At 71.6% G+C, this 21,933-nt stretch carries 19 protein-coding genes and 1 pseudogene; 11 read left to right on the top strand and 9 right to left on the bottom strand.

Annotation, left to right across the window (positions count from 1 at the left end; all coding sequences use genetic code 11):
• Positions 1–37: 37 nt before the first annotated feature.
• The gene (locus AB0878_RS35000) at positions 38–610 is read left to right on the top strand and encodes a class I SAM-dependent methyltransferase (RefSeq protein ID WP_366584627.1); all 573 of its coding nucleotides are present in this window, start codon (positions 38–40) and stop codon (positions 608–610) included.
• A gap of 452 nt (positions 611–1,062) precedes the next feature.
• Here the strand turns inward: AB0878_RS35000 and AB0878_RS35005 are convergent, their stop codons facing one another.
• Complete coding sequence (locus tag AB0878_RS35005; RefSeq protein WP_366584629.1) at positions 1,063–2,790, bottom strand: serine/threonine-protein kinase; 1,728 nt, start codon at positions 2,788–2,790, stop codon at positions 1,063–1,065.
• A 206-nt stretch (positions 2,791–2,996) separates the two neighbouring features.
• Here AB0878_RS35005 and AB0878_RS35010 point away from each other — a divergent pair, with 206 nt between their 5' ends.
• The 4 genes from AB0878_RS35010 to AB0878_RS35025 all read left to right on the top strand — a co-directional run bounded on the left by AB0878_RS35010 (position 2,997) and on the right by AB0878_RS35025 (position 8,219).
• Entirely contained in the window at positions 2,997–4,871 is a 1,875-nt protein-coding gene (locus AB0878_RS35010; protein WP_366584631.1) for a propionyl-CoA synthetase, read from the top strand.
• A 46-nt stretch (positions 4,872–4,917) separates the two neighbouring features.
• Positions 4,918–5,700, top strand: coding sequence for an alpha/beta fold hydrolase (locus AB0878_RS35015; RefSeq protein ID WP_366584633.1), 783 nt, complete (start codon positions 4,918–4,920; stop codon positions 5,698–5,700).
• A 23-nt stretch (positions 5,701–5,723) separates the two neighbouring features.
• Positions 5,724–6,545: a helix-turn-helix domain-containing protein gene (locus tag AB0878_RS35020; RefSeq protein ID WP_366584635.1), complete on the top strand. Its 822-nt coding sequence runs from the start codon at positions 5,724–5,726 to the stop codon at positions 6,543–6,545.
• A gap of 99 nt (positions 6,546–6,644) precedes the next feature.
• A complete protein-coding gene (locus AB0878_RS35025; RefSeq protein WP_366584637.1) occupies positions 6,645–8,219 on the top strand; it encodes a beta-N-acetylhexosaminidase in 1,575 nt (524 codons plus the stop codon).
• Positions 8,220–8,270: 51 nt separating this feature from the next.
• Here AB0878_RS35025 and AB0878_RS35030 read toward each other — a convergent pair whose 3' ends face one another.
• Positions 8,271–8,966, bottom strand: a complete 696-nt coding sequence (locus tag AB0878_RS35030) for an MOSC domain-containing protein (protein WP_366584639.1) — start codon at positions 8,964–8,966, stop codon at positions 8,271–8,273.
• A gap of 189 nt (positions 8,967–9,155) precedes the next feature.
• On the opposite strand from AB0878_RS35030, the gene AB0878_RS35035 reads away from it, so the two are divergent.
• Entirely contained in the window at positions 9,156–10,301 is a 1,146-nt protein-coding gene (locus AB0878_RS35035; RefSeq protein WP_366584641.1) for a hypothetical protein, read from the top strand.
• Between the two features lie 69 nt (positions 10,302–10,370).
• On the opposite strand, the gene AB0878_RS35040 is transcribed toward AB0878_RS35035, so the two are convergent.
• Complete coding sequence (locus tag AB0878_RS35040; protein WP_366584643.1) at positions 10,371–10,745, bottom strand: DUF779 domain-containing protein; 375 nt, start codon at positions 10,743–10,745, stop codon at positions 10,371–10,373.
• Positions 10,745–12,268: an aldehyde dehydrogenase family protein gene (locus AB0878_RS35045; RefSeq protein WP_366584645.1), complete on the bottom strand. Its 1,524-nt coding sequence runs from the start codon at positions 12,266–12,268 to the stop codon at positions 10,745–10,747. The genes AB0878_RS35040 and AB0878_RS35045 overlap by 1 nt, the downstream gene beginning before the upstream one ends.
• 105 nt (positions 12,269–12,373) lie before the next feature.
• On the opposite strand from AB0878_RS35045, the gene AB0878_RS35050 reads away from it, so the two are divergent.
• Complete coding sequence (locus AB0878_RS35050; RefSeq protein WP_366584647.1) at positions 12,374–13,846, top strand: GAF domain-containing protein; 1,473 nt, start codon at positions 12,374–12,376, stop codon at positions 13,844–13,846.
• A 20-nt stretch (positions 13,847–13,866) separates the two neighbouring features.
• Here AB0878_RS35050 and AB0878_RS35055 read toward each other — a convergent pair whose 3' ends face one another.
• The 4 genes and pseudogenes from AB0878_RS35055 to AB0878_RS35070 form a co-directional block, all read right to left on the bottom strand.
• The gene (locus AB0878_RS35055; protein ID WP_366584648.1) at positions 13,867–14,775 is read right to left on the bottom strand and encodes an NAD(P)H-binding protein; all 909 of its coding nucleotides are present in this window, start codon (positions 14,773–14,775) and stop codon (positions 13,867–13,869) included.
• Between the two features lie 892 nt (positions 14,776–15,667).
• Positions 15,668–15,994, bottom strand: coding sequence for a helix-turn-helix transcriptional regulator (locus AB0878_RS35060; RefSeq protein WP_366584650.1), 327 nt, complete (start codon positions 15,992–15,994; stop codon positions 15,668–15,670).
• Positions 15,995–16,067: 73 nt separating this feature from the next.
• A pseudogene (locus AB0878_RS35065) lies at positions 16,068–16,244 on the bottom strand (LuxR C-terminal-related transcriptional regulator); the annotation flags it as partial.
• Positions 16,245–16,290: 46 nt separating this feature from the next.
• On the bottom strand, positions 16,291–16,893 hold the full coding sequence (locus tag AB0878_RS35070; protein WP_366584652.1) for a DinB family protein: 603 nt from the start codon (positions 16,891–16,893) through the stop codon (positions 16,291–16,293).
• 226 nt (positions 16,894–17,119) lie between these two features.
• Between AB0878_RS35070 and AB0878_RS35075 the strand changes: the two genes are divergently transcribed.
• Positions 17,120–17,905, top strand: a complete 786-nt coding sequence (locus AB0878_RS35075) for an SGNH/GDSL hydrolase family protein (protein ID WP_366584654.1) — start codon at positions 17,120–17,122, stop codon at positions 17,903–17,905.
• The gene (locus tag AB0878_RS35080) at positions 17,902–18,471 is read left to right on the top strand and encodes a TetR/AcrR family transcriptional regulator (RefSeq protein ID WP_220244346.1); all 570 of its coding nucleotides are present in this window, start codon (positions 17,902–17,904) and stop codon (positions 18,469–18,471) included. The genes AB0878_RS35075 and AB0878_RS35080 overlap by 4 nt, the downstream gene beginning before the upstream one ends.
• Before the next feature lie 139 nt (positions 18,472–18,610).
• Here the strand turns inward: AB0878_RS35080 and AB0878_RS35085 are convergent, their stop codons facing one another.
• Positions 18,611–20,074: an NAD(P)/FAD-dependent oxidoreductase gene (locus tag AB0878_RS35085; RefSeq protein WP_366584657.1), complete on the bottom strand. Its 1,464-nt coding sequence runs from the start codon at positions 20,072–20,074 to the stop codon at positions 18,611–18,613.
• Positions 20,075–20,204: 130 nt separating this feature from the next.
• Between AB0878_RS35085 and AB0878_RS35090 the strand changes: the two genes are divergently transcribed.
• Entirely contained in the window at positions 20,205–20,933 is a 729-nt protein-coding gene (locus AB0878_RS35090) for a DUF2786 domain-containing protein (protein ID WP_366584659.1), read from the top strand.
• A gap of 138 nt (positions 20,934–21,071) precedes the next feature.
• Positions 21,072–21,806, top strand: coding sequence for a GNAT family N-acetyltransferase (locus tag AB0878_RS35095; RefSeq protein WP_366584828.1), 735 nt, complete (start codon positions 21,072–21,074; stop codon positions 21,804–21,806).
• Positions 21,807–21,933 lie beyond the last annotated feature (127 nt).

Consider the following 21,933-nt stretch of genomic DNA (forward strand, 5'->3'; position numbering starts at 1 on the left):
CTATCGGACACGCGCGGCGATTTCTACCGTTTGAGGCATGCCCATGAACTTGATCCACGGCCGGTTGTGCTCCTCCGACAAGTGGGCGTCGATGATCGCCCAGGTGCTCCCGCCGTGGCTCGCGCAGCACGAGCTGGGCGACGACGTCCTCGAAATCGGGCCCGGCTTCGGCGCCACCACCCGGGTTCTCCTCGACGCGGTGCCACACCTGACTCTGCTGGAGATCGACCCGGCTTCGGCTGGGTTGTTGCGGGCCGAGTTCGGCTCGCGCGCCACGGTCGTCGAGGGCAGCGGCGCGGACATGCCCTTCGACGCGGGGCGCTTCTCGGCCGTCGTGTGCTTCACGATGCTGCACCACGTGCCCACCGCGGAGTTGCAGGATTCGATCTTCGCGGAGGCGTTTCGCGTGCTGCGTCCCGGCGGGGTGTTCTGCGGGACGGACAGCCAGCTGAGCTTCCGCTTCCGCCTGCTGCACCTCGGCGACACGATGAACGTGGTCGACGCTTCCACGCTGCCTTCGCGGCTCTCTGTGGCGGGGTTCGGGGAGGTGGACGTGAAGCACCGGCCGAAGGAGCGGCTGGAGTTCTCGGCGGTGAAGCCGGGTCAGTAGCTGATTCGGCGCCGCCACCACGGCCACTCGGCCGGTGCGGTCGGGTCGGGCACGGTCTTGCGGCGGATCTCCTCGTTGAACGAATCGACGACGGCCCGTAGAGCCCGGCGACTTCGCGGTGGCAGTGCGCGCAGAGCTTCCTCGATCGTCCGGCGAGTGTCGGGTTCGCAGCAGGGGCAGCCGAGTGTCAGAGACGCCCCGGTCCGGTGGGCCACGCGAGCGTATTCGCGCAGGTCACGAACCGCTGTGGCAACGTGGCCGGGTCTCAGGTGGGTCGCCTCGACGCGGTGGATGTCGGCCAGAACCCAGCGCGGCAACCCGGCGATGATTGAGAACGGGCGGCCCTCGCGCGGCCGCACCGGAAGCGCAGCCCGGACAGCGGCGGGCGGTCTACGCGCCATGGTCCTTTCGAAGCGTCATGCTCCGATCATCCCGCACGGCGCCACCTGATTTCAGCGGTGCAGCCGCCGCGGGACGATTTGGGTGACGGGGCCGTCCGGGGACTTGCCAGCGCGCGACAGCCAGCCCTCGACCTCGCGGCGCACCGCGTTCAGCGTCGGGCGGCGGCGGGGTTCCTGGTCCAGCGAAGCGCCCAAGATCCGCGCGTGCGCCGAACGCATCGGCAACCGAGACACGGGTTCAGCCCGCGCCGCCGCCATCAAAGCCGCCATCGGCGTTTCGCGAGTCCCGCGCGGAGGCTGGCCGGTCAGCGCATAGCTGATGGTCGCCGCCAGCTGCCAGGCGTCCGAAGCCGGGCTGGCCTGCGCGCCCATCGCCTGTTCCGGGGCGACGAAGTCGGGCGTGCCGATCATCATGCCGGTGGCGGTCATCTTGGAGTCGCCCTGGCTGCGGGCGATGCCGAAGTCGATGAGGTGCGCCAGGCCGGCCGGGTCGAGGACGATGTTGGACGGCTTGATGTCGCGGTGCAGCACGCCCTTCTCGTGGGCCGCGACGAGGGCGCCGGCCATCGTGGACCAGAGGCGGCCGGCGGCGACGTCGTCGAGGGGGCCCTGGCCGTCGACGACCTCGGCGAGCGGGCGGCCCTCCAGGTACTCCATGACCAGCGCGAGGCCGTCGGGCTCCTCGACCAGGTCGTACACCTTCACGCAGTTCGGGTGGTTCACCACGGCCAGCGCACGGGCCTCGCGCTGCATTCGCTCCGCGGTGTCGCGGTCGGGGGCGTGCGCGATCTTCAGCGCGACGGTGCGGTTGAGCTGCGTGTCGACCGCTTCCCAGACCGTGCCGAAACCACCGTGACCGAGCCGGCGGACGCGCCGATAACGACTCCCGCCGGCACCGCGCGAGCCGGGCGGCGGCGGGACCGGGCCGGGAGCCGCGGCCAGCAACCCGGGCTCGGGTGCGGAAGCCAGCGCCGTGGCCGGGTAAGGCTTGTTCACCGGAGGCGGCGGAGGCGGCGGCAGCTGCGGACGTGGCGCGGCCTGCGAAACCGGCGGACGCTCCGGCTCCCGCCGCGGTTCCGGACGCGGCTCCGGCCGGTTGATCACCGACCACGGCGGCGGCCCGACCAGGCCCACCGGAATCAGCCCCAGCACGCTGAACGGCAGGAACCCGAGCCAGAAGTGCACGGCCGTGTTGGCCGTCATCCCGACGCTCGCCACCGCCATCACTACGAACGGGATCCAGAAGAACCGCGACGGCCACTTCGGCCCGCGCCGGAACGCCGTGCGCGCCTGCAGCATCACGAACAGCAGCGAGCCCACGGGCAGCACGATGAACGCGAGCAGGTAGAGACCGTAGGAGAGCTTGAGGCCGTTGTTGTAGAAGAGCGCCTCGAAGACGTTGGGGCCGCCGCCGAGGTACTTCGACTGCACGCCGACGAAGCAGTACGGCGAGTCGAGCGTCGACCGCGCGGCCGCGCCCAGCCCGCCGGTGCCGCCCGCGGCGACCGACCGGAACGACTCGGAGATGCCGTTGGACAGCAGCCACGGCAGCACCAGCACGGTGACCACGCCGATCAACCCGAACACGGTGAGCGTCGTCGCGTCGTAGCGGTTGCCCGTGCCCTTGCGCACGATGGCCACCAGCAGCGCCCCCAGCGCGGGGAACAGCGCGACGAGCGCACCGGCTGTGGTCGTCGCCCAGACCCAGTCACCCGGGCAGAACCCCGGGCCGAACAGGGTGTGGGCGAACGAGAGCAGCGCGCTCGCGAATCCGCTCACCGCCTGGTTCCCCTCACTCTCCGTGGTCGCGTGATACCGCCACGCGGCCGAACTCCGTGGTCCAGCTTAGGACGCACGCCGCCTTCGCGGGGTTGCCGGGTCGGTGGGTCGTGACCGTGGTGAAACCTGCACGACACCCTTCCCAGGGCCATCATGAGTGACGGATCCGGCCGACCGGATCGAGTGACGCTGTCGAGGGAGACACCGTGGGCGCTTATTCCGAGACCTACCGGCGCAGCCTGGACGATCCCGAGGGGTTCTGGCTGGACGCGGCGAGGGCGATCGACTGGACGAAGCCACCGACGAAGGCCCTGGACGCCTCGCGCGAGCCCTTCTACCGCTGGTTCCCCGACGGGGAGCTGAACACCGCGTACAACGCGCTCGACCGGCACGCCGACAGCGGCCGCGGCGGGCAGCCCGCGTTGATCTGGGACTCGCCGGTCACCGGGCAGAAGCGGCGCTACACCTACGCCGAGTTGCGGGACGAGGTGGCGGTGTTCGCGGGGGCGCTCAAGGCGCTCGGGGTGACGCAGGGCGACCGCGTGATCCTGTACCTGCCGATGATCCCCGAGGCCGTCGTCGCGATGCTCGCGTGTGCGCGGATCGGGGCGGTGCACTCGGTGGTGTTCGGCGGCTTCGCGCCGAAGGAGCTCGCCGCGCGCATCGAGGACGCGAAGCCCAAGCTCGTGCTGGCCGCGTCGTGCGGGATCGAGCCGACGCGGGTGGTGGAGTACAAGCCGATCATCGACGCGGCGCTGGAGCTGACCGAGCACCAGCCGGACCACGTCGTGGTGTTCCAGCGCGAGCGGGCGCCCGCGGAGTTGTCGGGCACGGACCTGGACTGGGTGGACCTCGTCGAGACCGCGCAGCCGGCCGACCCGTTGCCGGTGAAGGCGACGGACCCGCTCTACATCCTCTACACGTCCGGCACCACCGGGAAGCCGAAGGGCGTGGTGCGCGACGCGGGCGGCCACGCCGTCGCGCTGGCCTGGTCGATGGGCGCGATCTACGACATTCACGCGGGCGACACGTGGTGGACGGCGTCCGACGTCGGGTGGGTCGTCGGGCACTCCTACATCGTCTACGCGCCGCTGCTGATCGGGGCGACGACCGTCCTGTACGAAGGCAAGCCCGTCGGCACGCCCGACGCCGGCGCGTTCTGGCGCGTGATCGCCGAGCACGGCGTGGAAGCGCTGTTCACCGCGCCGACGGCCTTGCGCGCGGTGAAAAAGATCGACCCGGGCGCGGCGGAGCTCAAGAAGTACGACCTGGCCAAGTTCCGCACGCTCTTCATGGCCGGCGAGCGCCTCGACCCCGAGACCTACCACTGGGCGAGCGACATCCTCGGCACGCCGGTGATCGACCACTGGTGGCAGACGGAAACCGGCTGGGCGATCGCCGCCAACCCGCGCGGCCTGGAGCCGATGCCGGTGAAGGCCGGGTCGGCGACGAACCCCGTGCCGGGCTGGGACGTGCGCGTGCTCGACCAGGGCGGCGACGAGCTGCCGGCGGGCCGCGAGGGCGCGATCGTGATCAAGCTGCCGCTGCCGCCCGGCTCGCTGCCCACGCTGTGGGGCGACGACGAGCGCTACCGCGAGGCCTACCTGTCGCGTTTCCCCGGCTACTACCTCACCGGCGACTCCGGCTACTTCGACGAAGACGGCTACCTCTTCGTGATGGGCCGCACCGACGACGTGATCAACGTGGCCGGACACCGCCTGTCGACAGGGTCGATGGAGGCCGCGCTCGCGTCGCACCCGGCCGTGGCGGAGTGCGCGGTGATCGGCGTGGCCGACGAGCTCAAAGGTCAGGTGCCACGCGGGTTCGTGGTGCTGAAGGCGGGCGTGGACGTCGACGAGGGCCAGTTGCGCGACGAGCTCGTGGCCGTGGTGCGCCGCGACGTCGGGCCGGTGGCGGCGTTCCGCGACGTCGACGTGGTCGAGGCGCTGCCGAAGACGCGTTCGGGGAAGATCCTGCGCAAGACCATGCGCGGGATCGCCGACGGGCGCGAAGAGCCGGTGCCGTCGACGATCGAGGACCCGGGCGTGCTCGACGCGTTGCGCGCGGTCCTGCGGCGCTGACATTTCTCCAAGACGGGCGGCGGTGCGCGGGCGCATCGTCGCCGGTATGAACGACTACCTCCACGTGGTCCAGGACGGCCCGGCCGGCGCGCCGCCGTTGCTGCTCATCCACGGCTCGGGAGCCACGAGCGGCTCCTGGAGCGAGGTGGTGCCGGCGTTGGCCGAGCGCCACCACGTCATCCGCGTCGACCTGCCCGGGTGCGGTCGGTCGACGCCGCCGCCGTCGTTCGCCGTGCCGCGGCAGGCGAGCCGGGTGGCGGCGGTGCTCGACGAGCTGGGCCTGGCCCACGTCGTCGTGGCCGGGCATTCGAGCGGCGGCTACGTCGCCACCTCGCTGGCCGAACAGCGGCCGGACCTGGTGGGCTCGCTCGCGTTGGTCAGCACCGGCCCGCGGCTCGACGCGCTCCTGCCGCAGCCGCTGATCCTGCGGCTGCTGCTGGCTCCGCCGTTCGGGCCGCTGCTGTGGCGGAGGCGGTCGGACACGGTGATCCGGCGCGGGATCGGGGCGACGATGGACCGGCCCGTGCCCATCCCGGACGACATGGTCACCGAGCTTCGCGGGACGACCTACCGCGCGTTCCGGCAGGTGCTGCACCACAACGGCGCGTACCTCGCCGAGCGGAGCGTGCCCGAGCGGCTGGCGGCGCTCGACGTGCCGGCGCTGGTGGTGTTCGGCGCGGCGGACCCGCGGTGGGACCCGTCGTCGGCGCACGACTACGACGCCGTCGCGCGCGTCGAGTACCTGCCGGGAGTCGGGCACGTGCCGCTCGTCGAGGAGCCCGCGAAGACCGGCGAGCTGCTGCTGTCCTTCGCGGCTACCCGTCTGTGACCCGCGCCGCCTAGCGTGGTCACGTGCAGGCCTTCGACTGGACAGGCGTCGACATCGCGGTCCCGCCGCGACGGCTGCCGGGCGTCCGCATGGCCGGGTTCCGGCAGGCGGTGCCCGCGCCCGTCGACATCGCGATGGTGGCGCACCCGGCCGTCACGGTCCTGGTGGACCTCAGCGACGGCCTCGGTTACGAGGCTTTCGGACGGCGTGGGCGGGGCAGCGTCGTCGTCGGGCTGTGTCCGGGCGAGCTGCGCGCCGCCGGCCGGATCGGGGAATGCCTGCAGATCCGGCTGGAACCGGCCGTGGCCGCGGCGGTGCTCGGGGAGACGCTGAGCGGGGCGGTGTCGCTGGAGGACGTCGTGGGCCGCGACGCCGCGCGTTGGGAAGACCGGCTGCGTGCGGCGGTGTCGTGGGACGACCGGTTCGCGCTCGCGGCCGAGCTGCTGAGGCAGCGGCTGGGATCCCGCCGCGTCGATCCGGAAGTGGCGCAGAGCTGGCGGCGGACGTTGGCGGCTCGGGGGCTGGCGCGCGTCGAGGGGCTGGCGGACGAGGTCGGGTGGAGCCGCAAACGGCTGTGGGCGCGATTCCGGACGCAACTGGGCATCACGCCGAAACGCGCTGCTCGCCTGGTGCGGTTCGATCATGCCGCGCACCTGCTGGCGGCGGGGCGGGCGCCGGCCGAGGTCGCCGTGGCGAGCGGGTTCGCGGACCAGTCGCACCTGCACCACGAGGTGCGGGCGTTTTCGGGACTGACGCCCGCGGCCGTCGCGGTGGCGCCGTGGCTGACGATCGACGACGTCGCGTGGCCGGAACCGAACCGCGGCGGTGGGCGACAGGGCACGTGACCGAGCCGCGGGCGATCCTTTCGGCTGTTGTCCGCGGACTGCCTAGTGGTCTATACCTCTTAGGGTCTGTCTTCTCCTCTCCCCGACCGGAGGTAGTCCGTGAGGAAGAGCTTGTCCAGAGCCGTGCTGGGGGCGACCGTGCTGAGCCTCGCGGCGCTCGGCCTGCCGGCGTCGGCGACGGCCGCGACCGCCGCGCCCGAACGCAGCGTCACCGACATCGTCCCGCTGCCCGTGCAGGCCAAGGCCGACCCGAAGGCGAACTTCACGCTGTCGCCGCTCACCGTGATCCGCGCGGGCAAGGGCACGAACCAGGTGGCCGACTACCTGCGCGGCCTGCTGCGCCCCGCCACCGGCTATCCGCTTCCCGTCGTGCCCGTGAACGCCGGCCTGCCGGCCATCTCGCTCGACCTGGGCCACGCCGACAGCCGCGTCGGCTCCGAGGGTTACCAGCTGTCCGTGGCGAAGACGGGCGTGACGCTGAAGGCCAACACCACCGACGGCCTGTTCGAGGGCGTGCAGTCGTTGCGGCAGCTGCTGCCTTCGGCGATCGAGGCGAAGAGCGTGCAGTTCCGCAAGTGGACGATCGCGGGCGGCACGGTGCTCGACTACCCGCGCTTCGGCACGCGCGGCGCGATGCTCGACGTCGCACGGCACTTCTTCAACCCGGCGCAGGTGAAGACCTACATCGACCAGCTGGCGCAGTACAAGATCAACACGCTGCACCTGCACCTGGCCGACGACCAGGGCTGGCGCATCGAGATCAAGAGCTGGCCGCGCCTGGCGACCGAAGGCGGCAAGGGCGCCGCGTACGGCGACCCCGGCGGCTACTACACCCAGGCGCAGTACAAGGACATCGTCGCCTACGCGGCGTCGCGGCACATCACGATCGTGCCGGAGATCGACATGCCGGGTCACACGAACGCGGCCCAGTCGGTGTACGCGGAGCTCAACTGCGACGGCGTCGCGGTCCCGCCGCGCACCGACACGGAGGTCGGCTACAGCTCGCTGTGCATCGACTCGCCGACGACGTACAAGTTCGTGGAAGACGTGATCCGCGAGCTGGCCGCCATCACGCCCGGCAAGTACCTCGGCATCGGCGGCGACGAGGCGCACTCGACGTCCGACCCGGACTACAAAGCCTTCTACGCCAAGGTGAACCCGCTCGTCGCGAAGTACGGCAAGCTCATCACGGGCTGGCACGAGATCGCGAAGTCGGACCTGCCGGCCACGGCGATGCCGGAGTACTGGGACCAGGGCGGCGCGAACCCCGACCTCGCCGCGTTCGCCGCGCGCGGCGGCAAGGTGCTGATGGCGCCGTCGAACCACGCGTACCTCGACATGAAGTACACCGAGGACACGCCGCTGGGCCAGGACTGGGCCGGTCTGGTGGAGGTCAAGGACTCCTACGACTGGGATCCCGCGACGCTCGTGCCGGGCGTCGGCGAGAGCTCCGTCTCCGGCGTCGAGGCTCCACTGTGGACGGAGACCATCCGCACGAACGACAACATCGAGTACATGGCGTTCCCGCGCCTGCCGGGCCTGGCCGAGATCGGCTGGTCGCAGCAGTCCGGACGCGACTGGGACACCTACCGCGTCCGGCTGGCGAAGCAGGCGCCGCGCTGGGTCGCGCAGGGGATCGACTTCTACCGTTCGCCGCAGGTGGACTGGAAGTAGTTTCTTCGACGAAGGCCCCTTCCCTGGATTCTTCGGGGAAGGGGCCCTTTTTCAGCCCGCGTTGCGCAGCCGCCAGCGCTCGACCGACGAGCGGATGCCCCCGGAGTACGACGGCGAAAGCGCGGGCGTCGCCAGGATCTTCTCCGCGCGTTCGACTCCCGCTTGCGCGATGCGCGGCTCGAGCTGCGCGAAGTTGGCGAAGGCGATCAGGTGCACCTCGGCCACGGTCGGTGCCTGCGCGTCGGACTCGACCACGCGCACGGCCCCGGACGTCGGCACGCGACCCGGCCGAAGCACCCGCAGGTACCAGCCGCACCGCCCGGAGTCGATGAGCGCCGGCACGACGTCCTTGCGGCCCGTCCGCATGGCCAGCTTGAAACACGGCTGCCGCGGCTGCGACACCTGCAACCGCGCGTCGCCCCACTCCCAGACGTCGCCGATGCGCACTCGGGACTCGTCCGCCCCGCTCACCGCGAGGTTCTCCCCGAACGCCCCGAGCTCCATGTCGAACCCGTCGGCCGCCCACGCGGCGTAGTGCTGCGCGGGGTAGACGTAGACCGCCTTGTCGACCCCGCCGTGCACGCTCAGGTCGGCCTGCTCGTCGCCGTCGAGGTTCAGCCGCGTGAGCTCCAGCTCGGCCGCGGCCACCCGGTCCTTGACGATCGCGCTGAGCACCGGCCGCTCGCGCCGCTGCCCGAGCACGGCGGGCCGTCCGACGAAAACACCGGCGAGTTCGAGTGTGGTCACGGTTCGGAAGCTAGCACGCGCGTCACCGCAGGTCAGGTGCTTTTGTCCGCCTCCGGAGCCGGTCCCGGCCGACTGCTCCGATCGGTGGGTTCAGCCGGGTGATGGCGACACGGGCCCCTTGATCTTGATCGAGGGGACCTTCGGGTGTGGCCTGGAGCACTACCGCACGCCGAAAGGACGGTTTCGACGATGAGACTGTGGCGCCGGGACCGCGCCTCCCGGGCTTCGCGACGCTCCGGCGACGACATCGCTTCACTGATGCCCTATGGCCCGCATTCGTCTGTGCGCGTCCGCAACGAGGCGGTCGAGCGGGGCGCCGCGGGGTGGGACGTCGCGTATTGCTGCTTCACCGATCCCGAAGAGGCGACGCGGTGTCACGCCGCGTGGCAGCGGCACGCTCCCACGCTGAAGAGCACGCTCCTCCACGGTCGCCGCAGCGCGTGTGAGCCGGACGTCGAGGGCTCTTACCTCCACGAGGACGGAACGTGGCACACCGGGCAGCCCGCCGAGATCATCGCGCTGATGGCCGAGCTGGCTCCGCCGAGCGCCGAGGAACTGGCGGCTCGCCACGCCCAGGAGGCCGAGCAGGCCCTCGAAACCGTACGCGCGGAGAAGGCCGCGTGGGAAGCGCGGCAGCCGAAGGAGATCGTGCTGGCGGAAGCGGGGGACGATGCCCCGATCCCCCACCACGACAAGTTCGTCAAGGCCACGCGGATGACCGTCGGCGGGCAGCCCGTCGACCGGGTGAAGTTCCACTTCGCCGAGTTCACCGGCGACGAGCCGGAGCCCATCGCGCCCGAGCCCGGCAGCAGCGACACCGAACGGCATCGCCTGGTGCACGACGAGTTCGCCGTGGCCCGCACCTTGTGGGCGAAGGCGGTCTACCGGCGGGAGGCCACGCCGGTGCTGCGCGCCGCCGCGTCCGCCTGGCCCGAGGTCGCCGAGGCCTTCGCCCGGATCGGCCGGGCCTGGTCGGACCTCGACGACCCGCCGCACGGCTGGGAAGCCGCGGTCAAGTGCCTGCTCGACGCGCACGACCACGCGCGGCCCATCGTGGAGAACTGGGAGCACCTCCACGCCCGGAAACTGGCCACCGTCGGCGCCGAGCTCACCTACAGCCCCGGTGAGCTGGCCGAGCTGCGCACCCAGCTGAGTGTCGAGCTGGGGATCGACACCATCGAGGAGTGGCACATCGGCCGGGTCGAGGACGGCACCCCCGATCCGCTCCACGCCGACATCCGGGACGGGGCGAGCGTGCAGCTCGAATCCCTCATCCAGCCCCAGCGCGACCGGCTCGCCCTGATCGCCGACGTCGCGGGGCGGCTCACGGCGTGAGCAAACGCTTGCGGCCCGGTTCCCGCCGTCGTGGCCGGGACCCGGGCCGCACGCGACCCCTCCGCTGTTTCAGCCGTTCAGCGCCGCCGACTCCTCGTCGCTGAAGAGGCGGGACCTGATCAGGAACCGCACGCCCTCCGGCGCCTCCAGGGAGAACCCGCTGCCGCGGCCCGGGACGACGTCGATGGTGAGGTGCGTGTGCTTCCAGTACTCGAACTGCGGGCCCGACATCCAGACCGGCACCGCGTCGATGCCGTCGACGGCGAGGTCGCCCAGGTGCACGTCGCGCTCGCCGACCTTGAACTCGCCGAGCGGGTAGCACATCGGGGCGCTGCCGTCGCAGCAGCCGCCGGACTGGTGGAACATCACCGGGCCGTGGACGGCCACCAGCTTGCGCAGGAGGTCGGCCGAAGACTCGGTGAGGTCCACCCGGCACACGTCCATCAGAAGAATCCCAGCGCCTGGTCGGAGTACGACACGAGCATGTTCTTCGTCTGCTGGTAGTGGTCGAGCATCATCTTGTGGTTCTCACGGCCGATGCCCGAGGCCTTGTACCCGCCGAACGCCGCGTGCGCGGGGTAGGCGTGGTAGTTGTTCACCCACACGCGCCCGGCCTGGATGTCGCGGCCCGCGCGGTAGACGGTGTTGCCGTCGCGCGACCAGACGCCGGCGCCGAGGCCGTAGAGGGTGTCGTTGGCGATCTTGAGCGCGTCGGCGTAGTCGTCGAACTTCGTCACGGCCAGGACCGGGCCGAAGATCTCCTCCTGGAAGATGCGCATCTTGTTGTCGCCCTCGAACACCGTCGGCTGCACGTAGTAGCCGCCGGAGAACTCGCCGCCGAGGTCGGCCTTGTCGCCACCGGTGAGGACCTTCGCGCCCTCCTGCTTGCCGATGTCGATGTAGGACATGATCTTCTCGAACTGGTCGTTCGAGGCCTGCGCGCCCACCTGCGTCTCGGTGTCGAGCGGGTTGCCCTGGCGGATCTTCTTCACGCGCTCCACGGCGTCGCCGAGGAAGCTGTCGTAGATGCCGCTCTGGATCAGCGCGCGTGACGGGCAGGTGCAGACCTCGCCCTGGTTCAGCGCGAAGAGCGTGAAGCCCTCCTGCGCCTTGTCGTAGAACGCGTCGTTCTGCGCGGCGACGTCGTCGAAGAAGATGTTCGGGCTCTTGCCACCCAGCTCGACCGTCACCGGGATGATGTTCTCGCTGGCGTACTGCAGGATCAGCCGGCCGGTGGTCGTTTCACCGGTGAACGCGACCTTGCGCACGCGGTTGCTCGACGCCAGCGGCTTGCCGGCCTCGACGCCGAAGCCGTTGACGATGTTGAGCACGCCCGGCGGGATCAGGTCGCCGATGATCGACATCAGCAGGTGGATCGACGCGGGCGTCTGCTCGGCGGGCTTGAGCACGATCGCGTTGCCGGCGGCGAGCGCGGGCGCGAGCTTCCAGACCGCCATCAGGATCGGGAAGTTCCACGGGATGATCTGGCCGACGACACCCAGCGGCTCGTGGAAGTGGTACGCCACGGTGTTCTCGTCGATCTGCGAGATCCCGCCCTCCTGGGCGCGCAGCGCACCGGCGAAGTAGCGGAAGTGGTCGATCGCGAGCGGGATGTCGGCGGCGAGCGTCTCGCGTACGGCCTTGCCGTTCTCCCACGCCTCGGCGACCGCGATCTTCTCGAGGTTCTGCTCCATGCGGTCGGCGATCTTGAGCAGGATGCCCGAGCGTTCCTCGACCGAGGTGCGGCCCCAGGCCGGTGCGGCGCCCTCGGCCGCGTCGAGGGCCTTGTCGATGTCGGCCGCGGTCCCGCGCGCGATCTCCGTGAAGGTCTTCCCGGTGATCGGCGTCGGGTTCTCGAAGTACTGCCCGCCGGCCGGGGCGACGTACTCGCCGCCGATGTAGTGGTCGTAGCGGGTTTCGTAGTCGACGACGGCGCCGTCGGTGTTCGGTGCGGCGTAAACGGCCATCTTTCCTGCCTCGTTGCTCTCCAGTGGCGGACGGGCGCCGAACGTAGGCCGCGCGACGTTGCACGGACGTTGCAGCCGTGTGAGCTGGGTCTCTACGCTGGTGTGGTGGCGGAGCCGCCCGAAGCCGACTTGCTGCGCGATCCGGAGGCGTACGCGCGGCTATTGGAGGACGTCCACTCGGCGGTGCTCTCGGGCGTTCCCGCGCCGCGGTCGCCACGCTCAGTGGTCTCAGCCTCGTGGCGGCGCTCCCTGGCGGCCCACGTCGACCCCGATTCGGGTGAGGCGCCGCTGATCTGCGAGCCGTCGGAAGTCACCGATCTGCGCGCCGAGCACCCGCTCGCGCCCGTGCTGCCGTTGCTGCGCCAGACACTCGTGAGCATCGCCGACGACGCCGAGCACATGATGATCGTGACAGACGCCGACGGTCTGGTCCTGTGGCGCGAGGGGGCCACCGGTGTGCTGCTGCGCGCGGACCGCGTGGCGCTGACCGAGGGCACGCGGTGGACCGAAGAGGCGATCGGGACCAACGCGATGGGCACTACGCTCGCGACCGGCCAGCCCGTGCAGATCTACTCCGCCGAGCACCTCGTGCGCCGCTACCACGCGTGGACGTGCGCGGCGGCGCCCGTACGCGACCCGGAGACGGGCGAGCTGCTCGGGTCGATCGACGTGTCCGGGCCGCTGCGGACGGTGCACCCGGCGATGCTCGCGCTCGTCACGGCCAGTGCGCAGCTCGCTGAAGGTCAGCTGCGCGCGCAGCTGGCGGTGCGCGACGAGAAGATGCGCCGCGCGAACATGCGCCACCTCGACGCGCTGCGCGGCCGCCCGGGCGCGCTGCTGTCGGCGGGCGGGCGTGTGCTGGCGGCCGAGTCGTGCACGCTTCCGTCCACAGTGGAGGTTCGCCGGGGCGGCGGCACGGTGACGCTGCCGGACGGCCGCATCGCGGTTGTCGACCCGCTCGACGACGGGTTCCTCTTGCGCGTGGCCACGTCCGGCCCGACGCACCGCCGCCGGCTCACGCTGGAGTACCTCACCGACGCCGCCGGCTCCACGACCCTCGACGGCCGCGAGATCCCGTTCACCCTGCGCCACGCCGAGCTGCTCACGTTGCTCGCCCTGCACCCGCGCGGGTTGTCCGCCGAGCGGCTCGCACTGCAGCTCTACGGCGAAAACGGCAACCCCGTCACCGTGCGTGCGGAAATCCACCGCCTGCGCACGCAGCTCGGCACGGGTGTCGTGCAGACGCGGCCCTACCGCCTCGCCGCCGACGTCGACGCCGACTTCCTCCGCACCCGCGCCGCCCTGCGCCGCGGCGACGCCCGTGAGGCCACCCGCACGTTCCGCGGCCCGCTGCTGCCGGAGTCGGAGGCCCCGGCGATCCTGGAGGAACGCGAGTCCCTCACGGCGCAGGTCCGGCAGGTCTCCCTCAACAGCACCGACCCGGACACGCTCTGGTCCTTCTGGGAAACCTCCTGCGGCGCCGACGACCTCGAAGTGCTCGACACCCTGTGCGCGGCCTTGGACCCGGCGGATCCCCGGCTGGCGGTGGCGCGGACGCACCGGTCGCGGCTGAGCTGAGCCCCAGTTTCCTTGTGCGGTCAGGCTTTCGCGGTCTCGCGGATGGCTTCGTCGACGGAGCGGTGGACGGGTGGCTCGACGAACAGCTCGCGCAGGAACAGCCCGTCGAGGTGCTCGATGGTGAGGCCGGGCTGCTTGCCGGTGAGGCCGTTCACGCGACCGCCGAGGCGGAACATCGCGCGGACGACGCCGGCGGGCAAGGTGCGGACCGGGCGAGGCTTTCCGGCGGCGCCGGCCATGCGGGTGAGCATGTCCGTCCAGCGCAGGTTTTCCTCGACCACGGGGAGGTCCGCGCCCGAGCCGTCCTCGAGGGCGTCGACGGTCACGATGCCGACGCCCCGCGCGCTCGTCGCCGCACTGCCGCCCCGGGGCGCGAACAGCGGAGCCGACGACCGCACCCACTTCACCACCGGCACCGACCACTCGGGCACCCGCCCCGGCGCGACGCCGAACACGTAGGGCACCTCGATGATCGCCACCGGCAGATCCGGCCCGGCCGTCTCGCGGGCGAGCTTCGCCTGCTCGATCCGGCTGCGCACGTACGGGTGCTTCGCCGCCAGGCCCCACTCGGGGTGCACGCGGTCGAAATACGTGTAGTACGACGCCAGCACCGCCGCCCGCGTGCACCCGGCCTCGCGCGCCGCCTTCAGCAGCGCCACCACCGGCGCGACGTTGCCCGCGTGCAACCGCGGCGCGACCGGTCCCTTGTCGACCCTCCGGTCGTCACTGCCGCCCGCGAACACCACCCCGTCGTGGCCGGCGAGGAGCTCGCGCAGGGCGTCTTCCGAGGCCGTCGTGACGTCGAGGACCCGATCGACGCCTTCGCGCGCCGTGCGGGCCACCGTGGTCGCCTCGTGCCCGCGCAGCCTCAGCTGCTCCAGCACGTGGTGTCCCAGCAATCCGCTTCCACCCACCACCAGGATCTTCATGGCGAAGATCATCGCGGACGGGCCCGGCCCGGTCCAGCGGCCTTCACCCCACCCTCACGCCACCCCACGGCAACGATGCCCGCAGTGCCCACACGGACCAGCACCGGCGCTGCGGAACGACGCGAGGTCCACGCCGCGGCCGCCACCCCACCGTCGCTGGGGAACGACGCGAGGTCCAGCGCGGTCGCGAGCCGCATCACCGAGACCGCCGGCCCGGCAACGCCAGCGCCAACGTCACCGGCCGGCCGCACCCCGGCCCCCACGGCCAACGACCGCTCGGGCGCACCGCCACCCCCAACCCTCAGCCGCGACGCTCGCCACCTAGCCCAACGCGGGCCGGCCGAACGCGGCGGCGTACTCGGCTTCTTCGGCACTGGCGGGGTCGGCTACTTCACTTGCCATGGCAGGGGTTCCGGCCCTCCGTGTCTCGCCACCCGGCCGCGGCCGCGCCGGGAAGTTCGCTTTCCTGCGCACAATTGGCGAGCAAACGCCGCCGCGGCTCGGCAACAGGACCGGCCTCCCCGGCTGCTTCACTTGCGGCCACACCGTTTCCGGGGGCACCCGGGACCACGTAAGCCCATCCCGGCAGCAGTGCCGACCTTGCTGACTGTTTCGCCTGGGAGCACTGGAATTCCGATGTCTCGTGCCGGACCATGCCGACCGAAGCCAGGCGCCCCAGCGGACCCGCCGTCAGCGAACCCGCGCGGCCATCACCCGCCGGCCCGGCACGGTCGAACCTGCCCACGCCGCCGGCGGCCATTTCGCCCCGCCGCAAAAGGGTTTCCGGCCGAACCGACCTCGACACGCCCCGGTTCGCCCACCAGGAACCAGCGTTCCCGGTATCACCGCGGCAGTAGCCGCCGGGTGGCTCGGGCACCGTCGCGAACGAGGTTCACGCGTGTCTTGCCTGCCAGCCGCGGAGGCGGGCCGTTGCCGCCTCGGCGTTGGCGTGTTGGCGGGCGGCCTCGGCGGCGACGGCGTCGGCGCCGGAGCGGGTCAGGCGGTAGTAGCGGCGCAGCCTGCCCTGCTGGACCTCTTCGCGGTCGTGCTCCACGAGACCCTCCGCGGTGAGGCGGTCGAGGGCGCCGTAGAGCGTGCCGACCTTGAGCTTCACGCGGCCCTCCGACAGGTCCGCGACTTCGCCGACGATGCCGTAGCCGTGGCGCGGCTCGCCGACCAGCGCGGTGAGGATGAAGAAGACCTGCTCGGACATCGCCATGCCACCAACGTATCGCCGAACGATATATCTCGGCAAACCCACCCGAGTGAACCCCAAGCCGACCGGCACCGGGTCACAGCCAGCCGTTGTCCTCGGCGAGCCGGGCGGCTTCCGCGCGGGTGCGGGCCCGGGTCTTGCCGATCGCCGCGGACAGGTGGTTGCGGACGGTGCCTTCGGACAGACCCACGGCCTCGGCGAGGTCCGCGGCGGTGCCGCCTTCGGCTGCGTCGCGGAGCACGTCGACTTCGCGGTCGGGGCCGGGCGGTGATGTCCTGCCCGGACGAACCCGCTCACCGTTACGACCGAAGGCCGTGCTGAGGCTTGGTGACGGCTGCTGCGGCGGCTTGCTCGATCTGGATGCGCCGGACTTCCCAGAATGCCGCGTCGCGCTGTCGGGTGGCGTAGTCGGCGGCCGTGCCGGTCGAGCCGTCCAGTTGTTCGCGCAGGATGTCGGCGTGTCCGGCGTGCCGGCTGGTCTCGGCGAGCAGGTGGACCAGAACGTTGAACAGCATCACCCGAGGTCGCGGCCACCAGGGCACGTGGCCAGGCGAATCGATGTCCAGAGCCGCGATCGTCGCGTCGGAGTGCGCCCAGACGCGTCGGTAGCGGCCGATGATCTCCTCACGCGTCTCGTGCTCGGTGGCCCACATGTCAGCGCCGCGTTGCCCGAGGTCGTCCCATCGGGGCAGGGGTTCGGCGAACGGCCGGTCGAAGACTTCGCCGAAGTACCGGGATTCCGAGAGCGCCAGGTGCTTGACCAGCCCAAGAAGGTTGGTTCCGGTCTGGGTCAGGGGGCGGCGGATCTCGTACTCGCCCAGCCCTTCGAGCTTCCAGAGCATCACCTCGCGGAGCTCTCGCAGATCGCTGTGCAAGTACTCCTTCGCGACATCATCGATCATGACGCGAGCCTGTCACGCACCGAGTCAAGTGCCTCGGCGGCGCCGAACGCCTGGTCTCTGACCTGCCGGTTGCGTTGGCACCCCGCCTCACGGCCCCGGCAAGGTCCGGACACCGACGACTTCAGCCGGACAGGACACCGTGAAGAAGTGAACCTCACGTAGACACCGTCTACTAGAGTTTGATAGACAGTGTCTACAAGGTGAACCACGGGTTACGGAGATCGACATGGGCTTTCAGAAATTCGTCGCCGTCGGCGACAGCTGCGCCGAAGGGCTCGACGATCCGTACCCGGACCACAGCCAGTACCGGGGCTGGGCGGACTTCGTCGCGGGCCGGCTGGCGCGGGACGAGCCCGAGTTCCGCTACGCCAACCTCGCGGTGCGCGGCCGGCGGCTCGACCAGATCATCGTCGAGCAGCTGCCCGCCGCCGAGCGGCACGAGCCCGACCTGATCGCCCTGTTCGGCGGCGGCAACGACGTGATGAGCGGCGGCTGGAACGCCCGCACGGTCGCGCGCCGCGTCGACGCCGCGATCCGCCGGTGCACGCACATCGCGCCCACCGTGGTCACCTTCACCTTGAGCGACATCGCCCACCGCATGCCCTTCGGCGCCCGCATGCACCCGCGCGTGACCGCCCTCAACGACGCCATCCGCGAAGCGTCGGTGAGCTACGGCGCCAAGCTCGTGGACCTGTGGCCCGACCACGCCGCCCACGACTCGCGCTACTTCGGCCCCGACCGACTGCACCTGTCCGAGGCGGGCCACCTGCGCGTGGCCGGCCACGTGCTCGACCGCCTCCACATCGGCCACGACAACGGCTGGCTCCAGCCACTCCCCGGCTTCCCCGCGCGCCCGAGCCTGCGCGCGGATCTGCAGTGGTTCTGGCAGGAGGTCGTGCCGGTCGCCGTCACCCGCCTGCACAACCGCCTGATCGGCCGCTCGCCCGGCGACGGCTTTTTCCCCAAGCGCCCCGACCTGCTGCCCGTCGCGTTCTCCGAAGCGCAGCTATGAGCGCCCGCCAGCGGCTGATCACCACCGCGGAGACCCTGCTCGCCGACGAAGGCGTGGACGCCGTGACGTTGCGGGGCATCGCGAAAGCCGCCGGCGTCTCCCACGGTGCGCCGCTGCGGCACTTCTCCGGCCGCGCCGAGCTGCTGTCGGCCGTCGCGACGCTCGGCTTCGCGCAGCTGCTCGAACGCGGTGCGAAGCTGCCCGAGGGCAACCCGCGCGAGCGCGTGACGGCCGCCTGCCACGCGTACGTGGCCTTCGCCCTGGCCAACCCCGCGATGTTCGAGCTCATGTTCCGCCGTGACCTCATCGACCCGGCCGAACCCGGGCTCGTGGCTGCGAGCAGCGCCGTCTTCGACTACTTCGCCGACCTCGTGCGCCTCGACCGCGAAGCCGCGCACGACGACCGGCTCAAGCCGGGGACCGACCCGCGGCTCGTCGCCGCTTCACTGTGGGCGGCGCTGCACGGGCTCGCGCAGCTCTGGCTGTGGGGTGGCCTGGCGGGCGCCAGCTTCGCACCGTCGCCGGAATCGGCCCTCGCGGTGACGCTCGACGCGTACCTGGGCTGACGCTCGGCGGGGGCAGGGCAACGCCGAATGGGTGGCCGTTTCGCTATCCGGACGAACCGCCAACCGTACGCGCCTACCGCGCTGGTGGTAGGCGGTCCTCCGCCGGTGTACCGGGGTGGGTGACCGCCCGCGCGGCTGATCACCAGCCGGCGGGCAGCGCGAGGCCGAATTCGCGCCGCAGCGCGGTTTTCGCGGCGTGCAGACCGGCCATGCCGTGCACGCCCGGGCCCGGCGGGGTCGCGCTGGAGCACAGGTAGACGCCACGCAACGGGGTCGTGTGGGGATTCCAGCGGACGACCGGGCGGGCGAGCAGCTGCCGCAGCGTCACGGCGGCGCCGGAGATGTCGCCGCCGACGTAGTTCGCGTTGTAGCTCTCCAGCTCGGCCGCGGGAATCGCGCGTGATGCGAGGATCGTGTCGCTGAAGCCGGGAGCGAAACGTTCGATGCGACGACGGACGACGTCGGTGGCGTCGAGCGGGTCCCCGTTGGGCACGTGGGCATAGGCCCAGATCGGCTGCTTGTGCGGAAGTCCGCGCGAGGGATCGGCGGCCATCGGCTGGGCGAGCAGCACGTACGGCTCCTCGGCGCGCCGCCCGCCGGCCACGGTGTTCTCACTCGCGCGGACCTGCGCGGCTGTCCCTCCGATGTGGACGGTCGCGGCCTTCGCCAGCTCCGGCTCGCGCCACGGAATCGGCTCCGACACGAGGAAGTCGACCTTCGCCGCCCCCGGTCCGTAACGCACGTTCTCGAGCGCGCGACGGTAGCCGGGTGGCGCGAAGGGTCCCGCGAGTTCGAGCAGGCCACGCGGACTGACATCGAGCAGCACGGCACGCGTTTTCGTGAACTCCCGCAGGTCCGTCACCCGGCTGGAGGTGTGGACCCGGCCGCCGTGCGCGACGAAATCGGCGGCGAGCGCGTCGGTGAGCACCTGCGTGCCGCCACGCGGAACCGGCCAGCCACCGGCGTGCGCGAGGTGCCCGAGCAGCAGGGCCGTGCCGCCGCCGACCAGCGACGGCAGCGGGCCCATCGGGTGCGCGGCCACGCCGGCGAGCAGCGCGGGGGCTTCGGGGCCGCGGAACAGGACCTCGTCGACGCCGGTGCCGAGCGCGAGGATCCGCGGCACGAGCAGGGCGGCGATGGACGGCCGCGGTGGACGTCGCAGGTCACCCAGCAGCAGATCGACGATCTCGGCGGTGTGCTCGACGAGCGGCCCCATCAGGCGGCGCCAGCGCTCGCCGTCGGCGCCGAGGCGGGCACAGGTGCGGTCGAGGTCCGCGTACGCGAGACCGGTGCGCCGCTCGTCGACGGGGTGCCCGTACGCGACTTCGGGCCGGCACAGCTCGACGCCGTGCGCGGCGAGGTCGAAGCCCTGGAAGAACGGCGAAGCGACGGCCATCGGGTGCACGGCCGAGCAGACGTCGTGGACCACGTCGGCGTCGAACAGCCGCGCCGAGCGCGCGCCCCCGCCGAGCTCCGCCGCGGTTTCGTGCAGGTCGACCGCGAGACCGGCGCGGGCGAGCAGCACGGCGGCGGCCAGGCCGTTGGGGCCGGAGCCGACGACCACGGCGTCCGGCACGTCAGGAGAATCCCCGGACGAATCCACTCACGGATCGTATCGACACGCGGGCACCCTGCCACGCGTCCGAACACCTGATCGAATATTGTCGTACCCCGCGCCTACCTTGGACCCCACGCCGGCCCGCCCGGGCCCGGCCCAGCAGGAGAGGGGGATCATGCCCGCCCACGACACGCAGCTGGAGCGCATCCGCAAGCTGCTCGCCAAGGCCGAAGACCCGGCGGTGACCGCGGAAGAAGCCGAGCTGTACAACACGAAGGCGGCCGAGCTGATCGCCCGGTACGGCATCGACAACGCGATGCTCGCCGCCACCGGGCAGGGCTCGGACGACATCACCGTGCTGAAGATCCCCATCGAAAACCCGTACAGCCGCGACAAGGCGAGCCTGCTCACGAACATCGCGTACCCGTTGCGCTGCCGCACGTTGCTGCACCGCGTGGGCCAAGGCGTGGACGCGGTCACGGTGTTCGGCTTCAAATCCGACCTCGGGCGCGTGGAGCTGCTGTTCACGAGCCTGCTGCTGCAGGCGAGCACCCAGCTCACCCGCGTGCGGCCCGACGACCGGGTGTTCCACGAGTCGCTCGCCGCGTACCGCCGCACGTGGCTGCACGGCTTCGCGCGCGCCGTCCACGATCGGCTGGTGCGGGCCGAGGACACGGCGGCGCGCGAGCACCCGGGGTCGGGCGGGCAGTCGGCGGAGCTGGTGGTGCGCGACCGGAACACGCTCGTGCAGAGTGCGTTCGACCGCGAGTACGGCGACCTGCGCGCGGCCGCGCCGCGCCGGCTCTCCGGTTCGGGGTACCGCGAAGGCCATCAGGCGGGCACGCGCGCCACACTCGACCCGGCCGCGCTGGCCCGGCGCAGGCAGGCCCTGCCGGTGCGATGACGAATTCTGGGGCTGTCCCGAGGATTCACGGTTTACCCTGCGAGCCATGAACGTTGCCGGTCACCTCGTCCCTCGCCCGGAGCCGCCCTCGGCTTCCGGCGGGAGAAGCGGTGCCCGGTCGTGAGCGGCGAGCCGGCCGTGCGCGTCGAGGATCTCGCGACGCGTCCGGACCTGCGGCGGCCCGCGCTGGAACTGGGCGTGGTCGGCGGGGAGTTCCTGGCGCACGACGTGATCGGCGACCTCGCCGCGTCGGTGCGGTTGGCTGCGCGCTGGCCGGAGTTCTTCCTGGTGCTGCTGGAAGACGACGTGCCGGTGGCCCGCGCGGCGGCGATCCCCGTGGCGTTCCCGACGGAAGAGCGCACCGAGCTGCCCGACCACGGCTGGGACGGTGCGCTGCTCTGGGCCGCGCAGGACGTGATGGACGATCGCGAGCCGACCACGCTGGTGGCGCTGGAGGTCAACGTCGCCGAGCGCGCTCGGGGCCAGGGCGTCGCGGCGCTGGCGCTCACGGAGCTGAAGAACCGGGCCCGGCGCGCGGGGCTGTCGCGGCTCGTGGTTCCGGTGCGGCCGACGGGCAAGGCCGACCACGCCGTCGAGTCCATTGTGGACTACGTCGCCCGGCGGGACGAGCAGGGCCGGCCGGCGGATCCGTGGCTGCGCAACCACGAACGGCTGGGCGCGCGGCTCGTGAAGATCGCGCCGTTCGCGATGACCGTCACGGGCACGCTGGACCAGTGGGAGGAGTGGACCGGCGTGCGGCCCGGCGACGGCCTCACGACCGTGCCCGGCGGGATCGCGCCCGTGCTGGGATCGGTGGCGCAGGACCTCGGGGTGTACGTGGAGCCGAACGTGTGGCTGGAACACCCGCTCTGACCTCGGCTATCGTGGTGATGTGTGCACTCGTCGGCAGGAGCTCGTGACGCCGATCTTCGGCGACCACTCCTACCGGTGTGACTTCTACGGCTGACGACGTCGTCTGTCCCCGTTCGAACGTCACCAC

Source organism: Amycolatopsis sp. NPDC047767, assembly GCF_040704195.1.
Classification (GTDB): Bacteria; Actinomycetota; Actinomycetes; order Mycobacteriales; family Pseudonocardiaceae; genus Amycolatopsis.

Coding starts and splice junctions, on each gene's coding strand:
- AB0878_RS35070 (WP_366584652.1), bottom strand. CDS start 16,893: ATGATCGATGATGTCGCGAAGGAGTACTTGCACAGCGATCTGCGAGAG.
- AB0878_RS35035 (WP_366584641.1), top strand. CDS start 9,156: ATGAGACTGTGGCGCCGGGACCGCGCCTCCCGGGCTTCGCGACGCTCC.
- AB0878_RS35015 (WP_366584633.1), top strand. CDS start 4,918: ATGAACGACTACCTCCACGTGGTCCAGGACGGCCCGGCCGGCGCGCCG.
- AB0878_RS35075 (WP_366584654.1), top strand. CDS start 17,120: ATGGGCTTTCAGAAATTCGTCGCCGTCGGCGACAGCTGCGCCGAAGGG.
- AB0878_RS35090 (WP_366584659.1), top strand. CDS start 20,205: ATGCCCGCCCACGACACGCAGCTGGAGCGCATCCGCAAGCTGCTCGCC.
- AB0878_RS35040 (WP_366584643.1), bottom strand. CDS start 10,745: ATGGACGTGTGCCGGGTGGACCTCACCGAGTCTTCGGCCGACCTCCTG.
- AB0878_RS35080 (WP_220244346.1), top strand. CDS start 17,902: ATGAGCGCCCGCCAGCGGCTGATCACCACCGCGGAGACCCTGCTCGCC.
- AB0878_RS35060 (WP_366584650.1), bottom strand. CDS start 15,994: ATGGCGATGTCCGAGCAGGTCTTCTTCATCCTCACCGCGCTGGTCGGC.
- AB0878_RS35000 (WP_366584627.1), top strand. CDS start 38: ATGCCCATGAACTTGATCCACGGCCGGTTGTGCTCCTCCGACAAGTGG.
- AB0878_RS35055 (WP_366584648.1), bottom strand. CDS start 14,775: ATGAAGATCCTGGTGGTGGGTGGAAGCGGATTGCTGGGACACCACGTG.
- AB0878_RS35045 (WP_366584645.1), bottom strand. CDS start 12,268: ATGGCCGTTTACGCCGCACCGAACACCGACGGCGCCGTCGTCGACTAC.